At 53.2% G+C, this 15,506-nt stretch carries 12 protein-coding genes; 1 reads left to right on the forward strand and 11 read right to left on the reverse strand.

All coding sequences use genetic code 11. The features are described from left to right. On the forward strand, positions 1–257 hold a 257-nt coding region (locus AC07VR_RS25725), incomplete at its 5' end, for a hypothetical protein (protein ID WP_495012953.1). Positions 258–420: 163 nt separating this feature from the next. Here AC07VR_RS25725 and AC07VR_RS25730 read toward each other — a convergent pair. From AC07VR_RS25730 to AC07VR_RS25780, 11 genes are all read right to left on the reverse strand, one after another. After that, complete coding sequence (locus AC07VR_RS25730; RefSeq protein WP_495012954.1) at positions 421–2,310, reverse strand: DUF4915 domain-containing protein; 1,890 nt, start codon at positions 2,308–2,310, stop codon at positions 421–423. A gap of 136 nt (positions 2,311–2,446) precedes the next feature. Then, positions 2,447–3,058, reverse strand: a complete 612-nt coding sequence (cysC, locus tag AC07VR_RS25735) for an adenylyl-sulfate kinase (RefSeq protein ID WP_495012955.1) — start codon at positions 3,056–3,058, stop codon at positions 2,447–2,449. A 69-nt stretch (positions 3,059–3,127) separates the two neighbouring features. Then, positions 3,128–4,276 carry a glycosyltransferase family protein gene (locus tag AC07VR_RS25740; protein WP_494993636.1) on the reverse strand — a complete coding sequence of 383 codons (1,149 nt, stop codon included), beginning with the start codon at positions 4,274–4,276 and terminating at the stop codon, positions 3,128–3,130. Positions 4,277–4,281: 5 nt separating this feature from the next. After that, positions 4,282–5,382 (reverse strand): non-hydrolyzing UDP-N-acetylglucosamine 2-epimerase, encoded by a 1,101-nt coding sequence (gene wecB / locus AC07VR_RS25745; RefSeq protein WP_495012956.1) that lies wholly within the window; start codon positions 5,380–5,382, stop codon positions 4,282–4,284. A gap of 13 nt (positions 5,383–5,395) precedes the next feature. Beyond that, positions 5,396–7,003 carry an FAD-dependent oxidoreductase gene (locus AC07VR_RS25750; protein ID WP_495012957.1) on the reverse strand — a complete coding sequence of 536 codons (1,608 nt, stop codon included), beginning with the start codon at positions 7,001–7,003 and terminating at the stop codon, positions 5,396–5,398. After that, positions 6,957–8,240: an NAD-dependent epimerase/dehydratase family protein gene (locus AC07VR_RS25755; protein WP_495012958.1), complete on the reverse strand. Its 1,284-nt coding sequence runs from the start codon at positions 8,238–8,240 to the stop codon at positions 6,957–6,959. The genes AC07VR_RS25750 and AC07VR_RS25755 overlap by 47 nt, the downstream gene beginning before the upstream one ends. Before the next feature lie 2 nt (positions 8,241–8,242). Continuing rightward, entirely contained in the window at positions 8,243–8,650 is a 408-nt protein-coding gene (locus tag AC07VR_RS25760) for a GtrA family protein (protein ID WP_495012959.1), read from the reverse strand. Further along, complete coding sequence (locus AC07VR_RS25765) at positions 8,647–9,438, reverse strand: class I SAM-dependent methyltransferase (protein WP_495012960.1); 792 nt, start codon at positions 9,436–9,438, stop codon at positions 8,647–8,649. The genes AC07VR_RS25760 and AC07VR_RS25765 overlap by 4 nt, the downstream gene beginning before the upstream one ends. Then, entirely contained in the window at positions 9,435–10,448 is a 1,014-nt protein-coding gene (locus tag AC07VR_RS25770; RefSeq protein ID WP_494993642.1) for a glycosyltransferase family 2 protein, read from the reverse strand. The genes AC07VR_RS25765 and AC07VR_RS25770 overlap by 4 nt, the downstream gene beginning before the upstream one ends. A gap of 12 nt (positions 10,449–10,460) precedes the next feature. Continuing rightward, a complete protein-coding gene (locus tag AC07VR_RS25775; protein WP_495012961.1) occupies positions 10,461–12,878 on the reverse strand; it encodes a phospholipid carrier-dependent glycosyltransferase in 2,418 nt (805 codons plus the stop codon). A gap of 55 nt (positions 12,879–12,933) precedes the next feature. Next, positions 12,934–15,405 carry a glycosyltransferase gene (locus AC07VR_RS25780; protein ID WP_494993644.1) on the reverse strand — a complete coding sequence of 824 codons (2,472 nt, stop codon included), beginning with the start codon at positions 15,403–15,405 and terminating at the stop codon, positions 12,934–12,936. Positions 15,406–15,506 lie beyond the last annotated feature (101 nt).

The following is a 15,506-nucleotide window of genomic DNA, read 5'->3' on the forward strand; positions in this document are numbered from 1 at the left end:
TCGTCAAGATTAACTTCCGAAACCCCTATCTGCGTACGCAGGTAGGGGTTTTGTTTTGCGCGCGATTTGTCGGCGCGAGCTGGCTCGCGATGGCGATTTCGAAGACGCCATGGCGCGCACTCGGGCGTCGACCGGCTGCCCCTACACGTATGGACGTTATTTCAGAGCAGTCGGATTTGTATTTGCGGTCTGATAATGCGCCGTCAGGTCAAGAGCCGGGAGAGACAGACGGGGGCACGAAGCCTGTATATAAATGAAATCGGTTTTATCGATGACGAGATTGCCGATCACGACCATCTTGGCGTGAAGGGTAATAGTCGCCTGATGATCGTGTTATTCGAGTAGCTGTTCTGTGTTCTGGCTCTCAGACCTGTTCACTGGAGTAAGACGCACAACGCCTCTGAGTCTCAGTGTTGTAGGCTAAAGTCTCAGCCAGCGTCGAATGCCTCTGATGGGGCGTGTCAGCCGCCAGGAGCTGCTGTTGAGTAATCGCTGGGCCACTTGTTCGCTATCTTCGAGCTTTTGGCTGATGATCTTCAGCTGCGAATCACGTTCTGCCAACAAACCTTGAGCCGCTTCCAGCTCCTGATCTTTTTGCTGAGTCACATCGATCAATAACGCGCGAGCCGCTTCCAGCTGTTCATCTTTTTGCTGAGTCACATCGATCAACAAAGCGCGAGCCGCTTCCAGCTGTACATCTTTTTGCTGAGTCACATCGATCAACAAAGTGCGAGCCGCTTCCAGCTGTTCATCTTTTTGCTGGGTCACATCGATCAACAAAGCGCGAGCCGCTTCCAGCTGTTCATCTTTTTGCTGAGTCACATCGATCAACAAAGCACGAGCCGCTTCCAGCTGTTCATCTTTTTGCTGAGTCACATCGATTAACAAAGCACGAGCGGCGTCCAGCTGATCATTTTTTTCCTGAAGCACATCCGACAGCTGACTGAGCTGTTGTTTCTTTACCATGGACCGTTCAGTGATCTGATCCAGTTGCTGTTGAGTGACATCGTGTTTGGCTTTGAGCTCGGCTACAAAGTTTTCCCTGTCTGTTGCTTCGGCGACCAGGCTCTGAGTTCTTTGTTCTTGAGCCTGGATCTGAACGACGGCATCAAGCAGTTGCCGAGAGACATCGTTGGATTGCTCTTGCAGGGCTGCGGACTGTCTTGACTGCTCTTGAAGTGCATCTTCAAGCAGTTTGATGCTTGACGCATTCTGAGCGAGCTTGAGTTGATCTTCAGCATGGAGAGCATCGTAGCGCTCGAGCTTTTGTATCAGTAATGCGTTTGCCTGCAGTAGCTCGGCAATGCGGGCATCGCGCTCGGTCAACGCCTCGACATGTTCGGTAAACTGTTTATTTCGAGTGTCGAGATGTTCCTCAAGCGACCCACTCATCAGTTTGAATCGTTCGGCCTTTTCCGCGAGCTCCTGGATTTGTGCGTCACGTGAGTTTATGGATTGACGATAATCAGTTGCTGCGCGCTGGCTGATCCCCGCGAGTAAGGCTGGGAGCGCGTCAGGTTCGTCGACGGCAAGTACGGTGTAGATTTCCGATACCGGTAATTCTATACGGCCTGTTTCCTGCCAACTTTGAGCATCCAGCGCAACCAGATTTGCGTTCACTATTGCGCTGCTATCGATATTGCGTGAGCGACTCAGGCCGATATACAGAGTGCTGCCCTGAATACAGATACCCCGGGTGTACCCGTCCAGCGTCTTGCTTCTCAACAAGCTCCCGCTGATGTCGTATTCGCGTAGCTCTCTGGTTTCGGAGTTGGCGAGCAACAGGTTGTCACCAAAGGCGATCAAGCTATGAGGTTGTGACAGTCCTTCGATCAGGCGCTCTCCAGTGTGCAAGTCCTGGACGAAGCCGGCTTGAGCCGTTTGACCTTTGTACTGACGGTGTGTTGTGAAATCACCGAAGGCACAAAACACGATGTGCTGATTCCACTGTGTCAGGCAATTGATATGCCGTGCATCGTCTTCACCAGGAAATCGCCAGCTACGAACCTCTGCCGCATTCATGTCTAGCTGCACGATTTCATTGGCTGTTGTGCCCACCGCATAAAGAGCGGGGGCCGCGATCAGTACATCATGGATGTCATGAATCGGCGTTCCCAAGTCTTGTGTGGTGCGGTTGCCCTGGTAAAACACCAAACCCTCTGGTTGCAATCCCCTCAAAAATTTGCCGTCACTCAGGCTGATACCTGTCGTGTTGATGTCATCCAGACGAAACACCTGGCCATGGTGGATAAATAGCAGCCCACCTCCATTGGGCGAGGAAACCAGCAGATTTTCGAACGCATGGGTCATGCTTGTTTTGTTCCTGGGGAAGGGACGCTTGAGGGGGCCGTTTATGACCGAGTCAACTGAAAGTCGATTGTTGCCTCTGTCAACAGGGTCAACGGAGTCATCAAGGGCATTATCGGCAGGTTTCAGGGCTTCTGGATCATTGATTTGAGGTATAGAACGAGTCAATCAGTTTGAGCAGTTGATCCACTGAGTCTTCCAGCGTCGAGATATCGGTGTCGATTCTCAGATCTGGACGCTCAGGGGCTTCGTAAGGGGAGGAGATACCGGTGAACTCCGGTAATGTTCCCGCTCTTGCCTTGCTGTACAACCCTTTAGGGTCCCGGGACTCGCAGACGGCCAGTGAGGTACTGACATGCACTTCGCGAAAGCTCTCGGTCCCTATGACTTCGCGTGCCAGGTTGCGGTCATGGTTGAAGGGTGAGATGAACGCAGCGATGACAATTATGCCGGCCGAATTCATCAACTTCGATACTTCTGCAATCCGACGGATGTTTTCGGCACGATCCTCAGGGCTGAATCCCAGGTTGTTATTGAGTCCATGGCGGACGTTGTCGCCATCGAGCACAAAAGACAGCTGTCCCCTGTCCATCAGGCTCCGCTCAAGGGCGAAAGCAAGGGTGGACTTTCCTGAAGCACTTAGTCCCGTGAGCCAGATCGTAATCGGCTTCTGCGTCAGCAACTGCCGACGGTCCTCGGGTGTGACCTGACTGCCATGCCAAACCAGGAGGGGGGGGTGTTTGTCTGCCATGAAATAGCTAAATCCAGTGTGAGTGCTGAAGGAAACGTTTATTGGCCAAGTGATGCTGAGCGCGCGTACTCATATGGCATTCCGTTGCGTACTTGAGCCCGGCACAGTAAGCACCGCGTGTGCTTGTGTCTGTAGTCGGGTTGCCGCAAAGCGGGTCGACCAAAGATTATCCTGGCGAAACTGGCGAATGCTCAAGTGATTGCTCTGGAAGTTGAGAGCTTCCAGGCTGATGTTGTGTAAATCGGACTGGTCATCGACTAGCCACACTTCAGGCTCCTTGCCTCGTTGCGTCATTTCACCGAAATGGGTGGATATGACCGGAAGGCCGAGGGAGCGGTATTCATAGTATTTGATCGGGTCGACTGAAGCGGTCAGGCGGTTGAGTTTGAATGGAATCAATCCCACCGAAAAAGCGGCCATGGCCGCTATGGCATCGGTATATGAGCACTCAGGCAATAACTCGATATTGGTGGGCAGGGTGCACGGCGCAGGGGTGAATACGGGGCCGATCAACTGGACCCGGTTTTCAGGATTGGCTCGCGCCAGTGCGATGACCAGATCCCAATCGAACCAATGGCCAATGGTACCGACATAACCCAGTATTCGCTGCTTGGTGCCCAGATCGAGGCTTTCGACGGGCGCAATTTCTTGCATATCACAAGCATTAAGGGCCAGTTCGACCTTGTCAGTTTTGCCCAGGAGTTTGTCGCGAATGGCGGTGGAAGACGCCAGTACTTTAGACACCCGGCTAATGAGTCGATGCTGGCGTCCCTCCATGGCGCGTCGTGAAAGCCCTTGATAGAAGGCCGGAAAATCGTCCATGGCGTCATAGACGGCATAGCTGTCTGGCATGCGCGCCAAGAGTTGCAGGGCGAGCTCGGATGGTTTGCCGACACAAATCATGCACGGCCGACCAGCCGAAAACGCTGCGGTCTTCTTGAAGATATCGCGCCAGAGCAGCCTCTGCATGATGCTCGAGCCCGGAATGGGCTCGATCGGCAACGCCAGGGGTTTACATATCTGCAGCCAGTATGGAACCGCAACGCTTTGCTGGTCGGCAACAGGCGGCTTGGACCTGAAGTCGTGCAGCGACGGCAGGCGTGTCGGATAGGGGTCCACCCACAGCACCGGCTCTCCTGTCTGACTGTTCAGCCAGTTGACGAAGTGATGCGGGCGCTGGCTGTAGCTGGCCCACGGAACTGGCGAGAGGTAGATCATTCGCATTATTGGAAATGCTGCCTTAACACGCTGACTATGCGTTCTGCCGCCTTGCCATCGCCATAAGGGGAAACTCCACGAGCCATGGCCTTGTAAGCCTCAGGATCGTCGAGCAAGCGCTGCGCCTGTTCGACGATGGTGTCGCGATTGGCGCCTACAAGCTTGACCACGCCAAGGTCTACGGCTTCCGGCCGTTCGGTTTCTTCGCGCAGTACCAAAACCGGTTTGCCGAGCGCTGGTGCTTCTTCCTGCACACCACCGGAGTCGCTGATGATCATATAAGAGCGTTTCATCGCTGCTATGAACGGTGCGTAGTCAAGCGGAGTGCAAAGAACGATATTGGGTGTGCGGCCAAGTATCTGGTAGGCAACATCCTTGACGTTTGGGTTGGGGTGCACAGGGTAAAGAATCTGGATATCCGGATTTTGCTCAGCCAGCGTTTTCAGTGCCTGGCAGATATTCTGGAACGGCTCGCCGAAATTTTCTCGACGATGGGACGTCACCAGAACCAGACGTTTACTCGAATCCAGGTCGATATCGAGCGGCAGTGTCCGTGCAGCAGTCATCAGCAAAGCATCGATGACGGTATTGCCCGTCATGGTGATATCCGCTGGGGCTACGCCTTCACGCAGTAGATTGTCCATGGAACCCTGAGTCGGCGCGAAATGCCAACGGGCCAGTTTACCGGCGATCACGCGGTTGGCTTCTTCGGGGAATGGGTTGTGCATGTCGCCGGTGCGCAGGCCAGCTTCGATATGACCGAAGGGAATCCGCAAATAGAAACAGGCCAATGCCGCGCTCATCACTGTTGTCGTATCACCTTGAGCCAGCACTACATCCGGTTTCTCGGATTGCAGGACGACATCCAGATCCAGTAGCAACCGTGCGGTCAGCGTCGTCAACGACTGATTGGGACGCATGATGTCCAGATCTATATCGGGAGTAATACCGAAGAATTCGAGCACCTGATCAAGCATGCCGCGATGCTGGGCCGTGGCCAGCACCCGGCAATTGATATTTCCTTCGGCCTGAAGGGCCTTGATCACGGGAGCCATCTTGATGGCTTCAGGGCGAGTACCGATGATGCAGAGTACCTTGTGGGTCATTCCTTTCTACTTCCTATACCTGTGTTGCAAGTGAGCGCCCTATCCGGTCCGCATTGGCCATGATCGTTAGTGTGTGCGACTTTTCTGTAAGGCTTGGCAGGCAAGCCCCATCGACGATGTGTACGCCGGGGAGTCCTGCCACTTCTCCAAAAATATCTGTCTGTCCAAGTCTGGGGGTCGGGTGCATGGGCAGGGTTCCTGCATAGTGGATATCTGCCCCCGGCTTGCCGACGGTGAAACTCATAGGCATCAATACCGCGCCCATTTTCCAGTAGCTTTTACGCAGCAGTACCTCGGCGCTTTTCATGATCGCGTTCGTCTCGGGTTGCAGACCGCCATTGATTCGCAGCGAACCATCAGCGCCCAATACGGCGGTGTTTTTGGACATGTGGCCTGGAAGGAAGATATTTCCGACCAGGCAAGAACTGAGGAGGTTTTTCAGCAGTTCGACACTGTAGCGCTTGCTCATGGGAACACGGCTGACGAACTCGGACATCGGCAAGCCCGTAGTGCTGAAAGTCGAACCGAAAGCTGTAGTGCCTGAAGCAATATCAAGTGAGAACGACAACTGGCCCAGGCCAAATGTCGAAACTCTAGGGGTTCCCAACATTCTTGGCAGCCACAGCAGGAAGGCCGCTGTCGGCGACGACAGCAGCGGTAGCGGTAGCGTGTAGTCAAGGTGCTTGAGGGCTAGTCTGGTCGACGCCAGAGTGCCTGCAGCCAGTAGAAGTCGTTGGCCGGAAAAACGCCTGGATGAACGTTGATCAGTGATCGTCCATGAGCCGTCCTGCTTAAGGAGATCGTCCACCAAAAAATCCTGGACGTGCTGGAATCCTGGGTACTGCTTGAGCTTCGGAAGTTCCAGGGAGGCGGAGTACAGCGCCTGATTCTGACAACCCCACAGACAGTTTCCAGAAAGATCACAGGCTTTTCGTTCTTCCAGATTTTGACTCAAGGCTGCCACCCGCGAGCGGCCAAGGCGAAAACCCAGGTCGGGGAACGCCTGTCTGCGCCGGGTATAGTTATCGAGCAACCGTTGGTGCAGTTTATCCAGAGGCAATGGTGGCTGTGACCACTCATCAAGACCAAAATAGCCTGAGAGGTCGTCATCGACCTGGCCACTGATGCCCATACGCCGGGAGACTGTCTCGTAGGACTTCTCCAGCTCTGTGTAATCGATGGAAAGTCCAGGAAAGTCACTGGCGCGAAGGCGTGCGACACCGCAGCCCCATGCATTCGACAAGCCGCCGGTTGCCAGTGATCCTATGCCGATGAAGTTGTTCACTTCTATGTGATTGGCTGCACTGAACCCCTGAAAGACATGGGCATGGGTCGGGGTTTTCAGTTTGGGGGACACGGCATCCAGCTGGGTCAAGGCATGGAAGTTCTCGCCTATCATCCATTTCCACTGATGCTTGTCGTTCGACCGGCTGGTGAGGTACGGGGCGGTCGGCACGGCGGATGAGCCTGACGCGGCTTGGGCATCCACCATGAGCACTTTCAATCCGGCCTTAACGAGCGGATAGGCGGCAGACGTACCAGCCGGGCCGCTACCTACAATAATTACATCGAACTCAGGCTTCACGCTTGATTTCACTTTCAAGAAATAGATGACGAGCAAAGGGTTGGCACAGCAGGGCGAATATCCGCCACGTAAGCTCTTTAGCCGCGGTCAGCCCCAGCGATATCAGGGTCGTGAAGAAGTTGCCTTGTTGCAGCGGGCCTAGAAATACGCTTGCGCCCTGAGGGCTGGCCTCGGCGATGCTGACTGCAACCTGCAGCCGCCAGGATAATTCCCGACCATAAGGCTGGTTCAGGAAGTTGTGATTATCGAGTAGGGCCAGGAGAGCCGGCCATCGCACCATCAAGCGTGAGCTGATTACCTTTTGGGTTCTGCCTGTGCGCTCAAGGGCGTTTGCATAACGACGAACCAGGCTCTGTTCCGGAGGGCTTTTGAGTAAGTAACTCAAGAGCACAATCCCCTCCTGGAGTAATTGCCTGCGATGACCACGACCTGAACGATGCATGCCACTAGCAAGCGGTCGAAGCTCAATGCCCAGTCGTCGCATGGATATCTCGGTGTCCATGTGCGGGAGGTTGATGAGTGAAAAAATGCGGTCAAGGCCAAGTTTCACGCACAGGGATTGCCCTAATAACAACCCGAGCAGTTTGATGGGCGCTACCGGGAAGGGTACTGGAAGACGAACTGCATTTATGCGGTTGTCGGCGATCGACATGAGAAAGCGACCAAAGGAAACCGGTTGCACAGAGCCCAGGTTAAAAGTCTCTGCCCGAATATCTTCCCGCTCGACGATGGCCAGGATCGAGGCCGCAAGGTCATCGACATGCACGGGTTGCACCTGGGGCGCGGGTAGAAGTATCGGAATGACCGGAAAACGACGAACCAGCCCTGATAACATTCCAAAGAGCCCGTTCTCTGGACCGCCATACACTTGTCCCGGTCTGATCACGATCCCGCCAGCGGCTAGTACTTCTTGCTCGATGCGCCACTTTGTTCGGCCATAAGCGCTAGGGGCCTCGCATGCGGCAGTCTGGCTGGATATGAAGATAAACCTGGCCGCGACTTGTGTGGCGCAGCGGATCAACGCTTGTGCCGCCTGTACTTCGTCTTCCGAGGAAATCTGAGCACTTTTCGATGTGTCCGCGGCCAGGTGGACAAAGGCCTGGGTCCCCGCCGGGCATTCAGGTGCTTGTCCATGCAGGTCGTAAGGCAGCCACGTATAAGCCGGGGGGCAGGGCTTTCGTGTAGCGGAGATGATTTCGTACCCTTTATCTATCGCCAGGGATGCCAGCCGCTGACCGATGTAACCTGTCGTTCCGGTAATGAGAAGTTTCATGCTCATAAGCTTTCAGGGTCATTGGACGGGGCAGGCCTGGTCGTATCGGGATGAAATACGAACAGTTTGCTTATCCAGTAGGTCAAGAGTACGCAGGCTACGTCCGAGATAAACTTGACAGGTGTGGGGCTATTGACGAAATACAGGCCTGCGGCAAACAAGGCTGATGAAAATGGTAGGTTGATGGCGAGTAAGGAGAAGTAGCGAAGTGCTTGCGCCTTGCTGCTGCCGCTGGTCGATTTGAACGTAAAGTGTCGATGTAAAAAGAACGCAAAGACTCCCGCGATGAGCTTGCTGGCAATATTGGCCAGAATCGGCTCATCCTTGAATAATAAAATCAATAAGAGAAAACATCCCATATCCAAGGCATAAGCCAAGAGCTGGATGACACCGTACTTGATAAACGTCAAGATTTTTTCCTGATAACGACGATGTGGTGGAGTGCGAGAATACGCCTTAAAGGGTAAAGCATTTTTTCGACGACTTTTATCAAGGGAATCAATGGGTCAGGTAGCAGTTGGCGAAAGTTTAGCCCGCCAGAGATCAGGTACCTCGGGTAGTTACCGCATATTTCCTGATGAACGATCTCGAGGGTAGGGTGTTTGAGTTCGAACGCCTTTCTGTCTCGTACGAAGACTATATAACTGAGGGCCTGGTTGGCGCCGTTCATAGGGCCGGTCGCAGGTGTTTCCCACGACTCAAAGTTCATGTCGAACCCTTCGGATTTGAACAGGCGCTTATAGATAAAGGCTGAAAAAGGACCATAAAAAGGTTCGATCAGGATTGCTCCGCCACCCGGTTTTAATGTCCTGTCGATTTCCGCGAAAAAACGGTCGGGATGAGGGAAGTGGTGAAAACAGTTTTGCCCGTAAAATGCTTTGACCGACTGATCATCCAGGTTCATCGACTCGGCATTCAGCTCCAGGTCCAGGTGTTTGGCGTATACAATATCCGAGGCCAATACTTCAGGGTAAGAGTCGCGCATGGGGGCAATGCCGGCGCCAAGCTCTACTTCAAGGCCCTCGACCTTGAAGTAACGGTCTGCCAGACGATTAAATAAATGATGGAACTCAATGAATACTTCACGCAGCATTCGCTTACGCTGAAGAACCTTTTCATGAAGTTCAAGGCGTTCGGCGCCATCGACGTCTAGTGTCTTGAGCGAAGGGTCCGACAAAAAGTCTCTCAGCGCTTTCATTTAGTGTCTTCCCGCATCAGGTTTACGTTACGGCGTTTGGCATGTCTGGGCCTGCTTGGAACGGAGGCGATGTCATAGCCAAGGAATGCCATAATCAACTGCAATCCCATGAGTATGGGAAGCGCACCGAGCATGACCGTGCCAGCGGGCGTCGGGATGCCATTGTTAGCGGATTCAGACCAGTGAAAGCTGCCGAAGATCAGACCGAAACAGAGCATCAAAACTCCAACCGGTAACTCGATCGATGCGAGAGACATATCCCGCAGGTAGTAATTGTAGAAAATTCTCTTGGCAAAATTTCTGCTGTGTTTGAACAAAAATTCGCCGATGATTTTCGAGATTTTAAGATTACTGACTTCTTCGCCATACTTGGCTTCCATTGGTACATCAACAACAACGGCGCGCAAGGTATTCAAGCGGAATAGAATGTCAGTCTCGAAAAAATAGCGTTCACTGATTTTATCGAGAGGCAATAGTTTTGCCACGTCACGATGAATCGCGGTATAGCCATTGGTGGGGTCGAACAGATCCCAGTAGCCTGTTGATAGTTTGGCCATCAGCGACAATACGGCGTTGCCGAAGAGGCGAACGCGCGGCATTGATTGAACTTCCTCCAGATCAAAAAAGCGGTTGCCTTTGGTGTAATCAGCTTCCCCTGCCAGGATGGGCTCAATGAAGAGCGGGATCAGAGCCGGATTCATCTGGCCGTCCCCATCCACTTTGACAATGATGCTTGCGCCGTCGGCAATGGCTGCTCGGTAGCCGGTCATCACCGCTCCGCCCACGCCTTTGTTCAAGTCATGGGGTAGCACCCTGACCCTGGGGTCGGAACAAGAGGTTATTACATGTCCACCGGAACCATCCGGGCAGGCGTCATCCACGACATAGATACGCCATACTTCGGGGCCTATCGCTTCAATCACGCCCGCTATGTGTGCGGTTACTCTATAGCTTGGGATCACTACCGCGACACGCTGTTCTTCAGTGGAAAGCTCTATTTTTAAGTTCATCGATATCGCTGACTATTGTCTGAATGAGAGTGACTTGAACTCCAATGGAGTTTCAGTATGGCCTGAAGCATAAATGACAGCGGAATGAGCATTTGGCGGTGCAACTACCGTCATCTCATGAGTTGTCCATTCTGTTTTGCAGTCAAACGTCTCAATACTGGCCCTTATGAAGGAGCCTTTGGCATCCATCCAGTTGACTTGAATTCGCCCTGGTGCCGGTGCGGTAGAGCAGCGCGCGAGCACGCTGTTCTTAAAGCTTTGTCCTGGCGTCACTTCGACGGCCTGAATTGCGGGTGTACTCACACTAACCGTAAGAATTTTCCGGGCGCCGTCATAGCTCGATGGAGAAGTCAGCGTCCAGCCATCGAGGTTGGAAAGCTCCGTATTCAACAAGCGTTCCTGGCTGTAGCGATAGGCATCATTGAATTTCCGTAGTTCGATTCCAGTCAATGTTGCGACCGGGGAGGACACTTTGAGTAGTCGGTTAAGTTGAACCTCAGGGAGTTGCGAGGAATCGATGATCAGCCAATCGACCTGGCGACTCAGCAATAACTGCGCGAGTTGGGATTCAGTGATGGCGGCATCGAACTCGGCCTTCCATTTTACGTTATACCAGGATGCGTAAAGGGCATCGCTGTTCAATCCCGCCGTCAATGGGGACGCAAAGACTGCAACGCGACGGTGTTCTGTATTGAGTGCGTTGACAATGTCGACTATTTTCCGTACCGGCAAGCGTTCAGACAGATAGGCATCACGACCTGTGGCACTGAGCAAGGCGGACGGCACTAGCTGACCATAATAGGTGGCCGCTTGGAGGAACCACATATTTGATGTGATCAACAGGATCCCGGCAATAATTCCTGCTGTCTTGGGAAATATTTTGGTGTCGGAGAAGGGCAGGACAAGTACGACTGACAGTAGTGCGAAAGAAGGGAATATATAACGTAGATACGCAGTGGACTGAAACGTCATGATCAATGCTCCTGCGCCGATAAGCAGGATACGTAAAGCGTTTCTGTTGCCACTCAGGACGAGAGCGACTGCGGCGGTGGGGAGCAGTAGCCACTGGAAGCCTGCCGCGCCGATTTTGCCTTCAATGTATCGATTTGAATTGAAGACCATTCGATAGAGCGTATCCCATGAAACCCCGGTGCCAAAGGTCGCCGAGGGATCGAAGTTCTGACTTGGCCAGAATGGAGATTGGAAGATGGCATTGAAAAACGGGAAGACGGGGTTGCCAGTCAAGTACCACGCGGAGACATAAGGGATAGCACCCGCCAGTATCAAACAAACACTGCCCAGGAGGATGGTCCGGATGACTCCCGGTATGGCCCAGGCTTTGTATTGCGATAAGAGAATAACTAGAAGGACAGGAAGAACGCTCAGCGTCACGGCCTTGGCCGCCAGCGAAAAGCCCAGCATGACACCTGCCAGGAGAAGGTGCGACAGTCGCTCCCTGGCGTCAGGGGTCGAACTTGAAACTTTCAGTATTGCTAGTGTTCCGGCCATGACAAAAGCGGTCCACACACCCTCGATGTGCAGGCTGCTGTTTTCGGCAAAGGCTAGTGGTGTCGACAGGAAGATAAGCATCGCCCAGCGGGAACTGGTCGCGGTACCTCCTGCCCAGATCACCATTTCCCTGACTTGCCACGCAACGAGCAAGATGAATGCGGAGTTGATCAGGCGCGACGCAGTCTCGTCGGCCAGCATGTAAACAATGCTATAGATCCAGTCAGCGAGCATGGGCATTACCGCCCATACATAGTTTTGTGCATCGAACCCCCATTTATGCTGCTGGGCCATGTGGGAGGGGACGAATAGGTGCATGGCCAAAGCGTCATGTCCGATCTCTGGCATGAACGCGATCAATACGTACAAACACGCGAAACTGGAGATCAAAATATCGAGCGTCGTACAGGTAACCGTTCCTGAAGAACGGGCGGTTCGTATTCGAATAAGCAGCTCATGATAAATCGATGCGGTGTGTTTGCTACCCAACAAAAGCGCAAGCAAAAGCATTGCAGAATAAAGCCAGGAGTAGTTGATCGTGTAATACGCTGCCAGGCCTGTGAATGTGCCGAACGCGCCGGCTCCGATCAGGAGGTGGGTTGGCCAACTGGCGGAGATCCTGTGGCCCAGGATACATCTGCCGAGCACTGTTGAGGAAAGACCGAACACTGCCACGACAATGATCGGCCACGCGTGTCCACAGGCAATTGAGACACAGGCTATCAACCCGGCACCGAGGACTATCGGTGAGCGGCGGGTAAAGAAAGTCAGGGCGGCCAAGCATAAAGCCGACAATACTATCGCCAGGATGTTCTTGTCCCGGTGGGGAATTTCGAAAGTCGAAAATCCGTACACACTGACCACAGTAGTTGCCAATAAAACGGCCAGTATCACTGCGTATTTTATGCTGTCTCTGTGCAAAATATTGTCTCTGGTGTTCAGCCGTTAATGGTGTACAAATCGCTTGAACAGTTTTTCAAGCGTCTCGATACGTGTGCGGGGTCCAGGCCCCCCACTTGCTCTCATATATCGCTTTGTTCTTTTCGAAGAGCGCTTGTTTTTTCTCTGCTCCCAATTTATTGAACGAGGCAGACAAATGGTGGTGAACAAAAACATCCTCGGCGCAGACCGCACGCATACCGATGTGCTGCACACGGCGGCAGTAATCGTCATCCTCGAAAAAGCCCAGTCCGTACTCTTCGCAAAGGCCACCGATCTTTTCGTAGGTCGAACGCGGGAACATGACGCAGAAAAATGCCAATGTATTGATTTCGAACCACTTGCCCATCCGTGCGCGTGTGATTTCGGCAGACTCGATGTGCATGTCTGTTATCTGGGTGTAGCGGGTACTGATTCGTGCTTCATTGCCGATATTGTTGGTGATCGGGCCAACGATTCCGATGTCCTGGTTGTCCAGGAGGTGGCGCATCAAACCCTTGGCCCAGCCAGCGGTGACAACGGTATCGTTGTTCAGGATAACCAGATAATCACCACTGGCCGCTGCAAGACCTAGATTGTTGCCTGCGGCGAAACCCTTGTTGTCGTGATTGAGGATGATGATTCGGTTCGAATGCCCCTCGGCCCAGGCTTTCAGGAACGCTGGGGTATCGTCGCTGGAGTTGTTATCGACGACGATAATCTCAAGGTTGGCATAGTTACTATGAGTCACCAGGCTGTCCAGACAGTTTTTGGTCAACTCCAGATTGTTGTAGGTCAACACCACGACGCTTATTTTGGGCATTGGCAGTGTATCGATCGATTGACGCAGGCTTACGGCTCGATGCTGCCAGGTCTGACCCTCTGCAAATAATTGACGTGCCTGAAGCGCAGACTCTGGCTCCGGAAGGCTTTTCAGGACCTCATCTATTGCCGTGACAAAATCGGCAGGGTTTTCAGCTGTCTTGACCAGTTTTCCGAATTGGCTGAGCTCCGGCAGTTTCACCGAAACCACGGGTTTGCCTGCACTCAAGTACTCGTAGACCTTCACCGGGTTGGTGGCCAGTGTCAGAGGAATGACTTTGAACGGAAGCAGGCAGACGTCCATGGCATGGAGATAGTGCGGGAGGGAGGAGTAGGGGACTTCTCCTTCCATGAGGATATTCGGGTAGGCCTTGAGGTATTTCCTGGCGTTTACCGTATCGTTGCCAATCAGCAATATCAGGTGCTGTGGGAAGGATTGGGCGATTTGCTTGAGCAGGTCCAGATCGAACCACTCGGCAATGGCTCCGTAGTAACCGATGATCTTTCTATTCTCGGAATCCTGGTAGATGTTTTCTGGTCGCTGGCTGAAGAAACTGTATTCACCGGCATTGCGGATTACCGCCACATTGCGGTTTTCACGCTTGCCGTGCTGCTCGATCCAGTCGGACGTTGCCACCAGCAGATCCGCTCTGCGCATCAAGGCTATTTCGAGATCAAGCAGTTCCTGAGCGACGTTGCCAAAGCCTTCATGATGATCCATGCAGTCATAGATCAATGTGGAGTTGGGAATGCGCCTTGCGAGTGGGAACCAGTAGGCATGCTGGACAATACAGTGCACGGCATCGACATTCGCCCACTGCATGAGCAGCGCCAGGCTTTGGCATAGTTGCGAGATCGCTGCGGTTGAGGGTGGCGCATAATAGATAGGTGGTGCACCGCTGACTTTCAGGCGGACTTGGAACAGTCCGCTCGCCTCATCCAGATTTTCTACTTCGAAGCCCGGGGCATCGTCATCAAGAAAGTTATTTGAGATGTAAAACGTCGTCTGACCTGCTTTCGCCAGCTCTTTGGCCAGGTTTTGCGGGCGTTGAATACGGAAGTGCCAGTCAATGACGCCGAACATCAGCACTACAGGCTGTGCAGCTGAAGACTGTACATTTACTTTTGTTTGAGGCGGTACGCTCGGCAGCGTCGTGATTTTTGACGACGAAGATGACTCGGCGGATGTTGCTGTACTGGTTTTCAACCAGCGTCGAATACTACGTGCCAGTTTGCTCTTTTGAGCGGGTGTGAGCGGCAGGAGTGCGTAAATTCTGCGCGACCATTTAAAAAGCTGTTTGCGTATGAAGTAACGCAGCGGCGTGCGCTCGATGGTGCTGCCCCAGTCCGAGAGCTTGACCAATTCCGCCTGTTTTAAGGCCAGCTTTGTGCGTAAGTCGACTGCCCAATCGGAAATGGCCACGGCTTCGCTGGTTTTCGCCTGGAGCAATTGTTCGGCATTTTTGAGCTGCTGCTCAGTCGTCTGCAGTTGAGCCTCGATTTGTGCGTGCTGTTCTAGCAGCAATTCGAGTTCGCGGCCTTGAAGTGAAAGACGATTGCGAAGCTCTTGTTCATCTGCGCGTAGCTCGCAGAGCAGTCGATCTCTGCTCTCGATCTCTTTGACTAAATGCAGGCCTTCGGCCGATTTGCTTTCTGCTGAAAGAGCCAGTTTTTCGATGCGATCAACAAGGCGGTCGATCTGTTCCATGCGGTCTTCTGTCCCTTTGGCTGTTGCGGTCGGCTTGGAGTTGATAGGTGCTATGGTCACGGGGGCGCGCTTTGAAAATTAAGTTTTGGTGGGCAAGGGTT

This window comes from Pseudomonas sp. GW821-FHT02H09, assembly GCF_059421425.1.

Bases quoted from the DNA above. Each gene is read 5' to 3' on its own strand.
- AC07VR_RS25755 (WP_495012958.1), bottom strand. From the start codon at position 8,240: ATGAAACTTCTCATTACCGGAACGACAGGTTACATCGGTCAGCGGCTG.
- cysC (WP_495012955.1), bottom strand. From the start codon at position 3,058: ATGGCAGACAAACACCCCCCCCTCCTGGTTTGGCATGGCAGTCAGGTC.
- AC07VR_RS25740 (WP_494993636.1), bottom strand. From the start codon at position 4,276: ATGATCTACCTCTCGCCAGTTCCGTGGGCCAGCTACAGCCAGCGCCCG.
- AC07VR_RS25770 (WP_494993642.1), bottom strand. From the start codon at position 10,448: ATGAACTTAAAAATAGAGCTTTCCACTGAAGAACAGCGTGTCGCGGTA.
- AC07VR_RS25765 (WP_495012960.1), bottom strand. From the start codon at position 9,438: ATGAAAGCGCTGAGAGACTTTTTGTCGGACCCTTCGCTCAAGACACTA.
- AC07VR_RS25780 (WP_494993644.1), bottom strand. From the start codon at position 15,405: ATGGAACAGATCGACCGCCTTGTTGATCGCATCGAAAAACTGGCTCTT.
- AC07VR_RS25730 (WP_495012954.1), bottom strand. From the start codon at position 2,310: ATGACCCATGCGTTCGAAAATCTGCTGGTTTCCTCGCCCAATGGAGGT.
- wecB (WP_495012956.1), bottom strand. From the start codon at position 5,382: ATGACCCACAAGGTACTCTGCATCATCGGTACTCGCCCTGAAGCCATC.